This is a genomic window from Streptomyces avidinii (assembly GCF_045161815.1).
In the GTDB taxonomy this organism is placed as follows: domain Bacteria; phylum Actinomycetota; class Actinomycetes; order Streptomycetales; family Streptomycetaceae; genus Streptomyces; species Streptomyces avidinii.
Window position 1 is genome coordinate 982523 of the sequence record NZ_CP108863.1, and the last position, 13947, is coordinate 996469.

The 13947-nt window shown below is 71.7% G+C and carries 15 protein-coding genes; 10 read left to right on the forward strand and 5 right to left on the reverse strand.

The genetic code is table 11. The features are described from left to right. Positions 1-612: 612 nt before the first annotated feature. Both OG373_RS04520 and OG373_RS04525 read right to left on the reverse strand, forming a co-directional pair. A complete protein-coding gene (locus tag OG373_RS04520) occupies positions 613-1047 on the reverse strand; it encodes a VOC family protein (protein WP_405436002.1) in 435 nt (144 codons plus the stop codon). Between the two features lie 86 nt (positions 1048-1133). Then, positions 1134-2090 carry a tellurite resistance/C4-dicarboxylate transporter family protein gene (locus OG373_RS04525; RefSeq protein ID WP_405436004.1) on the reverse strand — a complete coding sequence of 319 codons (957 nt, stop codon included), beginning with the start codon at positions 2088-2090 and terminating at the stop codon, positions 1134-1136. Between the two features lie 474 nt (positions 2091-2564). Between OG373_RS04525 and OG373_RS04530 the strand changes: the two genes are divergently transcribed. Continuing rightward, on the forward strand, positions 2565-3020 hold the full coding sequence (locus OG373_RS04530; protein WP_405436005.1) for a DoxX family protein: 456 nt from the start codon (positions 2565-2567) through the stop codon (positions 3018-3020). A 41-nt stretch (positions 3021-3061) separates the two neighbouring features. Here OG373_RS04530 and OG373_RS04535 read toward each other — a convergent pair whose 3' ends face one another. Then, positions 3062-3754 (reverse strand): response regulator, encoded by a 693-nt coding sequence (locus OG373_RS04535; RefSeq protein WP_405436006.1) that lies wholly within the window; start codon positions 3752-3754, stop codon positions 3062-3064. Continuing rightward, the gene (locus tag OG373_RS04540; protein WP_405436008.1) at positions 3751-5028 is read right to left on the reverse strand and encodes a sensor histidine kinase; all 1278 of its coding nucleotides are present in this window, start codon (positions 5026-5028) and stop codon (positions 3751-3753) included. The genes OG373_RS04535 and OG373_RS04540 overlap by 4 nt, the downstream gene beginning before the upstream one ends. A 193-nt stretch (positions 5029-5221) precedes the next feature. Here OG373_RS04540 and OG373_RS04545 point away from each other — a divergent pair, with 193 nt between their 5' ends. Then, positions 5222-5803 carry a YdeI family protein gene (locus OG373_RS04545; RefSeq protein ID WP_405436009.1) on the forward strand — a complete coding sequence of 194 codons (582 nt, stop codon included), beginning with the start codon at positions 5222-5224 and terminating at the stop codon, positions 5801-5803. Between the two features lie 159 nt (positions 5804-5962). On the opposite strand, the gene OG373_RS04550 is transcribed toward OG373_RS04545, so the two are convergent. Beyond that, positions 5963-6367, reverse strand: a complete 405-nt coding sequence (locus OG373_RS04550) for a DUF5997 family protein (RefSeq protein ID WP_405436011.1) — start codon at positions 6365-6367, stop codon at positions 5963-5965. A 58-nt stretch (positions 6368-6425) separates the two neighbouring features. Here OG373_RS04550 and OG373_RS04555 point away from each other — a divergent pair, with 58 nt between their 5' ends. The 8 genes from OG373_RS04555 to OG373_RS04590 all read left to right on the forward strand — a co-directional run bounded on the left by OG373_RS04555 (position 6426) and on the right by OG373_RS04590 (position 13690). Continuing rightward, positions 6426-7241: a LysR substrate-binding domain-containing protein gene (locus OG373_RS04555; protein WP_405436012.1), complete on the forward strand. Its 816-nt coding sequence runs from the start codon at positions 6426-6428 to the stop codon at positions 7239-7241. A gap of 81 nt (positions 7242-7322) precedes the next feature. Then, a complete protein-coding gene (locus OG373_RS04560) occupies positions 7323-8435 on the forward strand; it encodes a PP2C family protein-serine/threonine phosphatase (RefSeq protein ID WP_405436014.1) in 1113 nt (370 codons plus the stop codon). A gap of 40 nt (positions 8436-8475) precedes the next feature. Further along, on the forward strand, positions 8476-8847 hold the full coding sequence (locus OG373_RS04565) for a VOC family protein (RefSeq protein WP_405436016.1): 372 nt from the start codon (positions 8476-8478) through the stop codon (positions 8845-8847). A gap of 554 nt (positions 8848-9401) precedes the next feature. Beyond that, on the forward strand, positions 9402-10892 hold the full coding sequence (locus OG373_RS04570; protein WP_405436018.1) for a cellulose binding domain-containing protein: 1491 nt from the start codon (positions 9402-9404) through the stop codon (positions 10890-10892). A 170-nt stretch (positions 10893-11062) separates the two neighbouring features. Then, positions 11063-11464, forward strand: coding sequence for a VOC family protein (locus OG373_RS04575; protein WP_405436020.1), 402 nt, complete (start codon positions 11063-11065; stop codon positions 11462-11464). A gap of 58 nt (positions 11465-11522) precedes the next feature. Next, positions 11523-12062 carry a winged helix-turn-helix domain-containing protein gene (locus OG373_RS04580; RefSeq protein ID WP_405436021.1) on the forward strand — a complete coding sequence of 180 codons (540 nt, stop codon included), beginning with the start codon at positions 11523-11525 and terminating at the stop codon, positions 12060-12062. After that, positions 12059-12595, forward strand: coding sequence for a transposase (locus tag OG373_RS04585; RefSeq protein ID WP_397739878.1), 537 nt, complete (start codon positions 12059-12061; stop codon positions 12593-12595). The genes OG373_RS04580 and OG373_RS04585 overlap by 4 nt, the downstream gene beginning before the upstream one ends. 300 nt (positions 12596-12895) lie before the next feature. Then, positions 12896-13690 carry a hypothetical protein gene (locus OG373_RS04590; protein ID WP_405436023.1) on the forward strand — a complete coding sequence of 265 codons (795 nt, stop codon included), beginning with the start codon at positions 12896-12898 and terminating at the stop codon, positions 13688-13690. Positions 13691-13947 lie beyond the last annotated feature (257 nt).

Below are 13947 nucleotides of genomic sequence, written 5' to 3' on the forward strand. Positions count from 1 at the left end.
GTCCCGCCGCCCCCGTCGCGATCACCGCCGTGGTGGCTCCGTTCGCCGAAGGCGTCGATCCCTGCCCCTACTGCAGCCCCGAGAACCCACTCGGCATGGCCGGCCGACCGCCGGCCTCCGGGCGGCGGGTACGTTCGGGGGCAAGGAGGTGCGGCCCTGGTCGGCAGAGGCCGGCGGGGGCCGTCCAGGCGGCCGGGTCGGGGGTCGGGCTGCTGAGCCAGGCGGCAGCCTCGGCATGGTCGTCGGCTGCCGCGCCGACGGGCGCCCGTCCGCCTGTGTCGCCCTGCCGTTCCAGGAGGGGTGGGGGCGTCGGGGTGCAGGTGCGAGGTGCCGCCGCCGTCGCGTGGTCGGATTCCCTGCGCCGCTCCCGCCGGGCGGCCCGGTGGATGGTCGCTGTCCTGTCGTAGCGGGTGGCGAGTCCGCGCCATTGTTCGAGCTTGTCGATGCGGCGCTCGACGGTGTTCAGCTGCTTGCAGCCGGCCTTGTCGAAGGGATCGCCACTGCCTGGGTCCGCACTCGGTGCAGAATCCCGTCGATCGCCGCGATCAGCCCGCCCCATGCTCAAGACAGCAACCCGACCACGAGGCCGTCACATGACCGGCCGGACAGCTCCTAGTGCGAGACGCAGAGCTCGTTGCCCTCGGGGTCGGCCAGTGTCGTCCACACGCTGGGGCCCTGCCTGCCCTCGTGGAGGTGTTTGGCGCCCTTGGCGATGAGGCGTTGAACCAGGGCCTGCGGGTCGTCGGAATCCGTACGGACGTCGAAGTGGACGCGGTTCTTGACCGTCTTGGGTTCGGGAACCAGCTGGAAGAGGACGCGGGGCGCGCGCTCCAGGCCCTCCGGGTGGCGGATCGCGGCGCCCGCCTTCCAGACGAGGGTGCCGCGGTGGGTCTTGGTTTCGTCCTCGGTCGCGTGGCCCGCCTCGATCAGGCCACGGATGAACGGTTCGTCGCTCGGCTCCACCTCCCACCCCAGGGCGTCCGCCCACCAGTCGGCGAGCGTGTGCGGGTCGGCCGAGTCGATGGTCACCTGGAATGTGTACGCCATGCCGGGACCCTACTGAGGTGCCGGCGCCCTCGCCACACGGCGCGGGCGCACGGGCTCGGCGCGTGGGCGCCGCCAGCGGTCGTCGGTCAGCGGCCCGGCGCCGCGCGCCCGGCGGTGAGGTGCGAGACGACCAGTGCGGAGAAGGTCAGCAGCCAGGCGCCCACGGCGATCCAGAGCAGCACCTCGCCCAGCGGGCGCAGCCAGGCGATCCCGGCCGGGTCCGCCACCGAGAGGCAGGCGGTGGCCGTCATACCGAGCGGGAAGACGGTCGCCCAGCGCCGGATGTCGTAGCGCGGCCGGGGGTGGCGCAGTTCGGCGGCGAGGAGGACGACGTACCAGACGAGGGACAGGGCGAGCAGGGCCAGGGTGACGGTACGCAGGGTGGTGTGCGCCGAACCGGTCCATACGGGTGATGCCGTGAGCTTGGATCCGGCCAGGGCGGAGATGGACAGCGCACCGCCCGCCACCCAGTGGTCGCCCGCCCCGCCCACCACCTCGCGCAGGTCGAAGCGGAACAGGGCCGCCAGGTAGCACAGCAGCCCGAGGCAGAACGTGACCAGCGCCGCCCGGGCCAGCCAGTCCTGCTGATCGGCATCGGCGAGGGAGGCGGCGAGGACGGAGAGCCCCTGGGTGGCGACGCAGCCGAGGAAGGCCGCTCCCGGCATGCGCCGCCGCCAGTGCCGTACGACGTTGAAGAGCAGGGCGGGCCACAACAGTGCGGCCACCGCGAGCAGCACGGCGGCCGCCGTCTGCCAGCCCTGCTGCGAGAGCCGGGTCCCGATGATGGTGGTGGCGGCGACGGCCGTCAGCGCACACGGCGTGTCGGCCTCGGCGCGGAACCGCCCGCGGTCGCTGAGCAGCCGGGAGGCGAAGTCGGCGGCCAGCACCAGCCACAGCACCCCGGCGACGACCAGCGCGACCAGTGACACCGCCTCGTGCCCGGTCAGGTGCAGGCCCACGGAGATGATGCCGGTGGCCATGACGGCGGCTCCCGCCGCGGGCGGGAGTCCGTTCCACCAGTCATGGCCAGGGAGGATGCTCACGCCTCCAGCGGACCCCAACGGTCCGCGGGACGCCAGCGGACAGGGCCGCCCGGCAGGGGAACCACACGGCCGGGTGCCCAAACCCCTTGCACGCAAGATCAAGGAAACCTGCGCGCGATGCACATGCGGGGATCCGGGCGGGTCCTAGGCTCGGACTCAGACGCGGACCTGCCGGTCCGTCACAGGGGAGTGGACCGGCGGGTCCCCGACCCCTCCCCCGCCCTGAGACGCGTACGCGGCCCACCGCCGCCGAGGAGGGGAACCCCGCGCGCCCCGCAAACCCCCCGCTGCCCGCAAGCCCCGCGCGCCCGCCGCGCGACCCTGCCGGCACGCGGTAGCGTCGTGACGCCCTCGGCGGGTGGCCTGAAGTCGCGCTTGTCAGCCCGGTTAGGCCTACCTAACCTATGGCTCGCCCTCGCTCGAGGGCCTCGGCACGACTTCGGGACCCGTCCCCTACCGAAGGAGCCTCCCCCCATGAACGCACGTCTCGACCATGCCCAGCCCTATGCCGTCGGCCTGTTCCGGATCGTCACCGGACTGCTCTTCGCCTCGCACGGGGCCGCATCCCTCTTCGGCGTCCTCGGCGGTGCGCACGGTGGCGGCACCGTCGCGACCGGCACCTGGCCCGGCTGGTACGCCGCCGCCATCCAGCTCGTCGCCGGCGCCCTGATCCTGCTGGGCCTCGGCACGCGGGCGGCCGCCTTCGTCGCCTCCGGTTCGATGGCGTACGCGTACTTCACCGTGCACCAGCCCGGAGCTCTGTGGCCGCTCCAGAACGGCGGCGAGGCCTCGGCGATGTTCTGCTGGGCCTTCCTCCTGCTGGTGTTCACCGGCCCCGGCGCCCTTGCCGTGGACGGGCTGTTCTCCTCGCGTTCCGCCGCCTCCCCCGGGCGCCGGGACGAGAGTCGCCCCGAGACCGTGACCGCCTGAGGAATCGATTCAGCGGCCGCCTGCCGCGGCGCCCGGGCCCCTCAGCGGGGCGGTGAGACCAGCCCCATCTCGTAGGCAGTGATGACGAGTTGAACCCGGTCCCGGGCGCCGAGCTTGGTGAACAGACGCGATACGTGCGACTTGGCCGTGGCCGCCGAGATGAACAGCTCCGCCGCTATCTCGCTGTTCGAACGGCCCCGCCCCACCAGGGTCAGGACCTCCCGCTCGCGTTCGGTGATCCCCGCGAGGGGCTGCGCCGTCCGTTCCCGGGGCGGGGCCGCGGGAGCGGACGGCGCCCGGACGAAGTCCGCGATCAGCCGTCGTGTCACTCCCGGCGCGATCAGGGCGTCCCCCGCGGCGATCACCCGGATCGCTGCGAGGATCTCCTCCACGGCCATGTCCTTCACGGCGAATCCGCTCGCACCGGCGCGCAGCGCCCCGTAGACGTGGTCGTCCTCGTCGAAGGTGGTCAGCACGAGCACCTTGACGGCCTCCGTCCCCGCGGTGATCTGCCGGGTGGCCTCGATGCCGTCCATGCCCGGCATCCGGATGTCCATCACCACCACGTCGGGGCGGAGTTCGGCGGCGAGGCGGACGCCGTCCCCGCCCGTCCCGGCCTCACCGACGACCTCCAGGTCGCCGGTGTCGGCCATGAGGACCCGCAGGCCGGACCTGACCAGCGGCTGGTCGTCCACGAGCAGGACGCGGACGGCCTCCGCGGAAGGGACGCTCATCGCAGTCCGTCCGGCGCCGCCGCGGTGACCGGCAGCGGCAGCGCCGCCTCGACCCGGAAGCCGCCGCCGTCCCGCGGGCCGGCGCTGAAGCGGCCGTGCAGCAGGCTGACGCGCTCGCGCATCCCCATGAGGCCGAATCCCGTACCTCCCATGCCGTCGGGCGTACCACGCCCGTCGTCGACGACCTCCACGGTCAGCTCCTGTTCCCCGTAGCCGATGGTGACCCGGCAGTGCCCGGTGCCCGCGTGGCGGACCACATTGGTCAGCGCCTCCTGCACGATGCGGTACGCCGACAGGTCGATCTCGGGCGGCAGTTGACTGCGCCGCCCCTCCCACCGTACGTCCACCAGCACGCCCGCGTCGGCGGTGGTGGCCACCAGCCCCTCGAGGTCCGCGATCCCCGGGGTGGGTCCGAGCGGAGCCTCCCCCTCGGGGCCGTCGGGCTGCGCCCGGCGCAGCGCGACCAGGGTTCGGCGCAGGCCGGACAGGGTCTCGCGGCTGGTGGCCTCGATGGCCCGCAGGGCGGCGCGGGCCTCTGCCGGCTGGGTGTCGATGACGCGGCTGCCGACACCGGCCTGGATGGCGATGACGCCGACACTGTGGGCGACCATGTCGTGCAACTCGCGTGCGATGCGCAGCCGTTCGGCGGTCACGGCCTCGGACACCTGCTTCGTGCGCAGCTCGGCCGTGTGCTCACGGCGCTCACGGAACCGCAGGCCGGTCATGTAGACGGCGCCCAGGGACAGGAGCGCGATCAGGGCCGTGCTCGTCAGGTCGTAGCCGTGCGACAGCATCCCGACGGCCGGGAGTTCGACGACGGACACCGTGACGAGGGCGATGACCGCGTCCCGGCGGGGGCGCGTGGCGACGATGAGACCGAGGACCAGGTCCGAGGCGAGGAAGACGAGCAACCGGCCCGGACCGACATCCCTGCCGGCTGCCGCGACGGTCATGCCGCCGAGGAGGGTCAGGCCCAGTACTGCCAGGGGCCTGCGCCGCAGCAGCGGGACGAGGGGGGTCACGGCCAACAGCAGCACCGCTCCGAGGAGCGGTCCGGCGGCGTACGGGACACCGCCGATCAGCAGGCCCACGACGAGTGCGTAGACGACCGCGCCGCCCCAGGCCGTGAGGGCCGCCCGCGGCCCCGGTGTCGAACTCCGCGTGGTCTGCGCGGCCTTCACGCTCTCCTCGGAGCTGGTGATCTCGGGGGTGCGGGTGGCCCGTGTGGCCCGGGTGGCCCGGGCGTTCTTGCTGTCCTTCGGTGGTGTGTCCATGGCGTGACCGTATTCAGCCGCCCCGGGGCCGGACATCGGCCCCCGGGCTTACACCCCCGGGCCGATCCGCGATCGCGGTTGTCGAACTCCACACGCTCAGGACCTCGTTGGAGGCCGCACCGGTGATTTCCGGCCCCGCTTCCGGGCCGTGTCGACGGAGTGCGGCCCGGTCGGCGGGCGGTAGCGTGCGCGCATGGAGGAACTGGGCGGGGTGGAGATCATCGGCTTCGCGGACGCCGAGGCGTTCGAGCGGTGGCTGGCCGAGCACCACACGCGCCACGAGGGCGTGTGGATCAAGCTGGCCAAGAAGAAGTCGGGCATCGCATCGGTCACCGATGACGAGCTCGTCGACATCGGCCTGTGCTACGGGTGGATCTCCGGTCAGCGACGTGCCCTGGACGAGCGGTACTACCTGCAGAAGTACGTGCCGCGTCGGCCCAGGAGCCTGTGGTCACAGGTGAACGTGGACAAGGTCGCGGAGCTGACGGCCGCGGGGCGGATGCGTGAGCCCGGGCTCGCCGAGGTGCGCAGGGCGCAGGCGGACGGGCGGTGGACACACGCCTACGAGTCGCAGAAGACGGCGGCGGTGCCACCCGATCTCGCAGCGGCCTTCGAGGCGCACCCCGAGGCCCGGGAGGCGTTCGAGGCGCTCGACCGGACCGGGCGCTACCAGGTGATCCTGCCGTTGCTCCAGGCGCTCACGCCGGAGGCCAGGCGGACCCGGCTCGACCGTGCGGTACGGCTGCTCCGGTCGGACGGCGGAAGCGTCGGCTGACCCGGCGGAGCGAGGCCGGGGAACGTCGGCCGACCCGGCGGGGCGAGGCGGGGCGAGGCGGGGGGACGCCGGCGGGGCCCGGGGGCGTACCGGCGTGGGAAGGCGTCAGGCCCGGCTCCCCATGGGGAAGCCAGGCCTGGCGGGAGGTGGAGCCGCAGGTCAGGAGTTCTGGCCGCGGGCCTTCTCGGCCCGCTCCGCGTTCATCTCCTTGATGCGGACCGTCTCCTTGCGGACCTCGGCCTGGGTGGCGCGCTCACGCTGCAGCCACTCGGGGGCTTCCTGCTTCAGCGCTTCGATCTGCTCCGTGGTGAGGGGCTCGGTGACCCCGCCGCGGGCGAGGCCCGCGATGGACACGCCGAGCTTGGCCGCCACCACCGGTCGGGGGTGCGGACCGTTGGCGCGCAGCTCCGTCAGCCACTGGGGCGGATCGGCCTGGAGCGCACTCAATTCGCTGCGCGAGACGACACCCTCCTGGAACTCTGCGGGGGTGGCCTCGAGGTACACGCCCAGCTTCTTCGCCGCGGTCGCGGGCTTCATCGTCTGGGTGTTCTGGTGCGACGTCATGGTGTCAAGAGTATCGAGCGTGTGCGCTACCTCCGACCACGACCGGTAACCTTGCGGGGTGACAGGCTCGGAAGTACCCCATTCGTTCCGGCTCGCTTATGTCCCCGGGGTGACACCCAGCAAGTGGGTGCGTATCTGGAACGAGCGGCTGCCCGACGTCCCGCTGACCCTGGTCGCGGTGTCTCCGACCGAGGTGTTCGGCGTACTGCGGGCGGGCGGTGCCGACGCCGGATTCGTGCGGCTGCCGGTGGATCGTACGGACCTCAGCGCGATCCCCCTCTACACCGAGACCACGGTGGTGGTGATCCCCAAGGATCACCTGGTGGCCGCGGCGGACGAGGTGTCTGTCGAGGATCTTGCCGATGAGATCGTGTTCCACCCCCTCGACGACACCCTGGAGTGGGAGCAGCTGCCGGGCAGGCCCGCGATCGAGCGCCCCGCGACGACGGCGGACGCGATCGAGCTGGTGGCGGCCGGGGTGGGCGTGCTCGTCGTCCCCCAGTCGCTCGCCCGTCTGCACCACCGCAAGGACCTGACCTACCGGCCGGTCGCGGACGCGCCCGCCTCGCGGGTCGCGCTGTCGTGGCCGCAGGACGAGACCACCGACCTGGTGGAGGAGTTCATCGGGATCGTCCGCGGCCGGACCGTGAACAGCACGCGGGGCCGCGCACCGACCCCGCCGCAGCCCAAGGCGAAGCGCAAGCGCCCGGAAACGGGTGCGGGTGCGGGAGCGGGAGCGGGTGGCAAGGGGGGATCCGGCAGGTCGGCGTCCGGAAAGCCGGCGGCCAAGAACCCCCGCGGTGGTTCCGGCGGCCCCAAGGGGGCCAAGGGCGGCAGGAGCGGCCAGAGCGGCAAGCCCCGCCGCCGTCCGTAACCGGCGCCCGGTCCGATACCGGCGGGGCCCCGACGGCCTGGCTTCGGGGCCCCGGATCGCCGTGCGGTGTATGCAGGAGGGATGGAACTCCGGCCGTCGCACCCACGTCACCACCGGTCCGCGAAGGTCAGCACCGCGCAGCTGGCGGTCCCGTTCGCGCTGATCGCCCTCGTGACCGTGGTCGATGTGCTCGCTCCGCCCGACGTGCACCTCGGGCCGTTCCTGGTCGCTGCTCCGGCCGTGACCGCTTCGTTCGCGGGGCCGTGGATGACGGGCTTCGTCGGTCTGGTCGCCGTGCTGGCCCAGGTGGTGGTCGCGATGGCGCGCACCAGCCTGACCGACCTGAACCACACCTTCCAGATCGTTGCGCTCGTGATGATCTCGGTGTTCGTGACCTTCTTCGCCCACCTGCGCGAGGTGCACGAGAAGGAAGTGATGCAGCTCCGCTCGGTGGCGGAGACCGCCCAGGGGGTGGTTCTGCGGCCGCTGCCCGACCGGATCGGGCCGCTGAGCGTCGCCTCCGTGTACCTGGCCGCCGCGGCCGAGGCCCAGATCGGCGGCGACCTGTACGCCGCCGCCCGTACGGGCACGGGCACCGGCACGCGGCTGATCATCGGCGACGTCCGGGGCAAGGGGCTGGAGGCGGTCGGGGACGCGGCGCTGGTACTGGGCGCCTTCCGGGCCTCCGCGCACCAGGAGGCCGGGCTGCCGGGCCTGGTGAACTACCTGGAGGCGGCGGTCACCACGGACCTGGACGGCGCCGGGGACCAGGGCGAGAGCTTCGTGACCGCTGCCGTCCTGGAGATCCCCGACGCCGAGCCGGTGCTGCACCTCGTCAGCTGCGGCCATCCGCCGCCGCTGCTCGTGCTCCGGGCGGGCGGCGCCGTCCAGCTGGCGGTCTCCCGGCCGTCGCCGCCGCTCGGGCTCGCCGGGCTCGTGGCCTCGGCCGTCACCGCGCAGACCTTCGCGTTCGCCGAGGGTGACCTCCTGCTCCTGTACACGGACGGCGTCCTGGAGGCACGCGACGGGGCGGGCACCTTCTACCCGCTGGCGGAGCGGGTGGCCGCGTGGTCGGGCCTGGCTCCGCAGGCGCTGCTGGACCGGGTGTGCGCGGATCTGCTCGCGCACGCGGCCGGTAACACCTTGGACGACGACGCGGCGATGGTGGCGATCGGACGACCCGTGACTCCGTAGCCACGACCGGGACCGGGACCGGGTTTGCCAGAATCAGATCATGTTGACCCTTGGAACGATCGTCATGGGCGCCTCGGACGTACGGCGGGCCGCGGACTTCTGGAGCCGGGCGCTCGGCTACGTACCCCGCGACGGCGAGGTGGACGAGGGCTGGACCGTCCTGGTCCCGGCGGACGGGAGCGGGCCGGGTCTGGCGCTCGGCCGCAGCGTCACGCCCGTACAGGAGCACCCGCGCGTCCACCTCGACCTGTACGCGGCGGACGCGGCCGAGCAGGAGGCAGAGGTGACTCGGCTGGTGTCACTGGGAGCACGGCACGTCGACTGGGACTCCTACCCGGAGGACCCCGACTTCGTGGTCCTGGCCGATCCCGACGGCAACCGCTTCTGCGTCATCGACGCCACGCACGGCTGAAACCCGCTTCCGGGGAACGGAGGAACGGAGCGGGCTCCACTCCGGCCGGGAACGTCCTTCGGGCTTTCCCGCATGCCCTGTCGGCCGAGGAGGTCGGGTACAGGTCCGCCGGCAGGCCGCCGCGGGCCCGGCCCGGCTTCCGTAGCCCCTCCCCACCGCCGCCTCAAGCGGAACGTGTGGAGCACTAGTCGCTCCATCATCGACCCGCGCAGGTCAAGCGGGTGCTGGGCGGCCCGGTTTGACGCAGGGGAGCAAACCGCTGCGTGGAGGCGCCCCGGGGCCTGAACGTCACCGGCAGCGCTCGGGGTGCCGATCGGGGAGCCACCGAGGACAACAGAAGCCGGGTCCGCACGGACCCTCCTGGACGGTGGAGAGCCAGAACCCTGGGAATGGAAGGGCTCTGCGGAGCCCCTTCCTGATGTGCCTCTTTCCTCTCCCTTAAGCGGAACCTAAGAGTCATCGGGGGCGCACCGAAACGAACGAATGTCCGTTTCGGTGCGGCTAGCGTGCTGCACGGATCCCCAACTCCCCAGTAACACAGAGGCAGGCACGCGATGGGCAGCACAGTCGGGCACCGGCGCAGGACGAGTCGTACGGCGAAGGTCACGGGCGCGATCGTGGCCGCGGCGGTGATCGGTGGGGCGGCCTTCGCACTCACCGGGACCGCACAGGCGACCTCCGTCGGCGCCGTGTACACGAAGTCCAGCTCCTGGAGCGGCGGTTACACCGGCCAGTACGTGATCACCAACAGTACGGGACAGGCGCAGTCGGACTGGACCCTCCAGTTCGACCTGCCGGCCGGCACGAAGATCGACTCGCTCTGGAACGGCGCCCACACCGTTTCCGGTCGCCGCGTCACCGTGAAGCCCGCCGCCTGGAACGCGCAGTTGGCTGCCGGCGCCTCCGTCACCGTCGGCTTCGTCGCGAGTGGCACCGGCACCCTCGGCGACCCCACCGGGTGCCTGATCAACGGGGTGAAGTGCTCGGTCGACCAGGGTGCCACCGCCCAGCCCAGTGGGCGCCCCACCACCCGGCCCACCGTCACCGCGAGCCCGGCACCGACCGCGCCCGTCACGTCCGCCGCACCGACCGGGACCAAGTCGCCCTCCCCCACGGCGACCGCCCCCACCTCCACGCCCGCGCCCGGGGGCGGCGGCGCACGCTTCGCCCCGTACGTGGACACCTCGCTGCACCCCGCGTACGACCTGCTCGACACCGCGACGAAGACCGGCGTGAAGGAGTTCCACCTCGCCTTCATCACCTCCGGCGGCGGCTGCGCGCCGCTGTGGGGCGGCGTGACGGACCTCGCGAGCGACAAGGTCGCCGCCCAGATCGGTGCGCTGCGCGCCAAGGGCGGCGACGTTCGGGTGTCGTTCGGCGGGGCCGCCGGACACGAACTGGCCCTGAACTGCTCCACCGTGGACGAGCTGACCGCCGCGTACGGGAAGGTCGTCGACCAGTACCGGCTCACCAAGGTCGACTTCGACATCGAGGGAGCTGCCCTGCCGGACACCGCGGCGAACGCCCGCCGCGCGCAGGCCATCGCCCGGCTGCAGAAGTCCCACCCGGGCCTGGACGTCGCCTTCACACTTCCCGTGATGCCCGAGGGCCTCACCCAGCCGGGCGTGGCGCTGCTGGCCGACGCCAAGAAGAACGGCGTACGGGTCGACGCCGTCAACATCATGGCGATGGACTACGGCCCGGCGTACAGCGGGGACATGGGCCAGTACGCCATTCAGGCGGCGACGGCCACGCAGGCACAGATCAAGGGCGTGCTCGGGCTCTCCGACGCGGCAGCGTGGAAGGCCGTGGCCGTCACGCCGATGATCGGCGTGAACGATGTCACGAGCGAGATCTTCACGGTGGCGGACGCGACCCAGCTCGTGGAGTTCGCGGCATCGAAGGGAATCGGCCGCCTGGCCATGTGGTCCTCCACGCGCGACAAGCAGTGTGCGGCCGGGGCCGTCAACCACGCCGACGCGACGTGCAGTTCGATTCTCCAGCAGCCGCTGGCCTTCACCAAGGCGTTCTCGGCGCTCAAGTAGCCGCCAAGTAGCCGGGCGACCGCCGGTACGGGGGCGGGGCGGGGGCGGGGGCGGGAAGGACGATGGCGACGACCTGGTCCACCCGCCCCCGCATCGGCTTGGCAAGGGCGGGTGGGCCCCGGACGCAATTCCGGTGGTGCAATGCTCGGTGCTGAGGCAGGCTGAGCTGCATGGTTTCGGTAGTGCAGAACGTGGCGATCGACTGTTCGGATGCCTATGAGCTGGCCCGGTTCTGGAGTGAAGTGACCGGTGGTCCGCTGCATCCGCAGAACGGACCGGGCGACCGGGAGACTCAGGTGATGCTGCCGGAGGGCCCGTTGCTGTACTTCAACCAGGTGCCCGAACCGAAGACAGTCAAGAACCGGATCCACTTGTGCCTGCGTCCGACGACCTCGCGCGAGGAGGAGGTCGAGCGGCTGTTGGCTCTCGGAGCCACCCTGGTCGCTGATCGGCGGGAGCCCAACGGCGTGGGCTGGGCCGTCCTCGCCGATCCTGAGGGCAATGAATTCTGTGTTCTGCGTAGCGAGTCCGACCGCGCCGAGACGTCTCCCCGTGGCTCGGACGCTTACTGAGGATTTCGCGTTGTCGTCGGGTAGTGACGGTTCATGATCCCTGCGGTATGCCGGTGAGGTGAGGTATGCAGAGGGTGGGGGCCTGACCGCTGAGCGTCGGGCGTTTCGTGAGGGGATCCGGCTTCAGGCCGGGATGCGGTTCGCGGCGGGTCAGAAGACCGCGGTGATCGCGAAGGATCTGCGGGTGAGTGTGAGGTCGGTGGAACGCTGGCGTCGTGCCTGGCGCGAGGGCGGCATGGAGGGCTTGCGCTCGACGGGTCCGGCAAACGCCCCGACCGTCACCGATGCCCAGTTCGCCGTGCTCGAGGAGGAACTCGGCAAGGGCCCGTCGGCGCACGGCTTCGACGACGAACGCTGGACGCTGGCCCGGGTCCAGACGCTGATCCGCCGGCGTCTGCGGGTGAGCCTGTCGGTAGCGACGGTATGGCGGCTGCTGAAACGGCACGGCTGGTCCTGGCAGGCACCCGCCCGCAGAGCCCTTGAGCGTGACGAGCACGCGGTGGAACTGTGGAAGAAGGAGGTCTGGCCACGGGTAAAAGTCTCGCGGCGGCGTCCGGGGCCTGGATCGTCTTCGAGGACGAGGCCGGCTTCTCGATGACTCCGCCCCGGGCCCGCACCTGGGGCCGATGCGGGCAGACCCCAGTCGTCCGCGTCCGCGGCCGTTCCCGCCGCCGGACCTCGGTCGCCGCGCTGTGCTGCTACAAACCCGGTGAGAAGAGCCGTCTCATTCACCGTCCCCGCAACCATCTCCTGCTCAAGGGCGCCCGCAGGAGCTTCTCCTGGCAGGACTACCGCGACCTCCTGGTCCGTGCGCACATCCAGCTCGACGGCCCCATCGTGGTGGTTTGGGACAATCTCAACACCCACCTCGCCACCGGGCTGAAGCGGTACGAGGCGGAGCACGACTGGCTCACCACTATCCGCCTCCCGGCATACGCACCAGACCTGAACCCGGTCGAGGCCGTCTGGTCACTCGTGCGCAGAGCGACGGCCAACACCGCCTTCGGCACACCCGACGACCTCGACCGCACACTCCGCCGCGAGTTACGCAGAATCCAACTCCGGCCCCACCTGGTCGACAGCTGCCTCACCGCCACCGGTCTGGCCATCAACCCACCGACCCCACCCTGAAATCTTCAGTAGAGCGCCGGCCACTGCCGGAGCCACCGCGCGTGGGCGCACCGGGCGACCCCTCGCTGATGGATGACGGGCCGGATCGTGCTCCCGCCCGGCCGGGGCGGCGCATCGCGCGCCGCCGACCGATCGTTCCGTGACCGCACGCCCCCTGCGCGCAACCACTGCCGCCCCGCCCGCACTTGTCCGACGGACCGGGCGGGAGCAGAGTGAGGGCGGCGCGAACGGGGGCGGCGCCGCTCGGCCCCGGAACGTCATGCACGACGCACCGGATCCGAGGAAATGGAGCGCAGGGGCATGCCCATCCAGCAGACGATCGACCACCCCACCAACTGGATCATCCAGGTGGACATCGAGGACGTGAGCGCGCTCGCCCTGCACGGCGCACCCGCCGGCGAGCGGCTCGTGGTGTTCGTGACGGAGACCCACCACAACACGCGGTACGACAGTGACCGGCGCGACGAGATCATCCGGCGGCTGTCCTCGCACCCCAAGGTCACGCTCGTCGTCGAACGGGGCATCAGCCCCATCCCGTCGGCGCCGAACATGGTGGTGGAATCGACCCCGGGTCTCGCCTCCGGCGACTCCAAGCGCGACGACACGGTGATCGCGCAGCTCGTCGAGCATCTGAACCGGCTGCCTGCCGGGCAGAAGGGCCGGGCGATCGTGTTCCTCTTCGGGGGCGATCATTTCGACAAGCTCCGCACCCGTCTCGACGCGGCTCTGCCGGAACCGGTGACGCTCCGCCACTTCCCCTCGATCCGGGACCAGCTGGACGCCCTGCGGGTCGCGGCACCTCAGCCCGGCCCGGCGGACCGGCCGATCGGCTGGGTCCGCACGAGCCAGTTCGCGGCGAACGAAGGCCAGGAGGCCCTCAACTGCGACCTCCTCCGCCGCGGCCTCGCACCCGTCCCCTACCAGGTCCACGTCCACTCGGCGGACGTCTTCGCGTGGGGCAAGCTGGGCTTCCATCTCCACACCTCGAACCAGTCGATCATCGATCGCGCCACCTCCCTCGCCAACGACGGCACCCTCCCCCTCATGATCCGCGACCCGCAGGAGATCACGGGCCGTGAGGGCCGGGTGGGCTAGCACCGCCCATCCGGTACTGACTGATCGTCAACATGCCCCGGCCGCTGCTCCCTCCAGCGCCCATCGCCTCGCCCGGTCCGGGAGGAGGGTCCGTATCGCAGGCGCGAAGGTCACTCGTGGGTTCGAGGGTTGGGTGCGCATCGCAGATCACGTGGCGTGGGACCAAGTTTTCCGTTGAAGTACCTCCTCGTTCAGGAGGACGAAGACAGTGTGGAACAGCTCCAGGGAGGTGAGCGGGCGTCGAAGGGTTGTTCGTG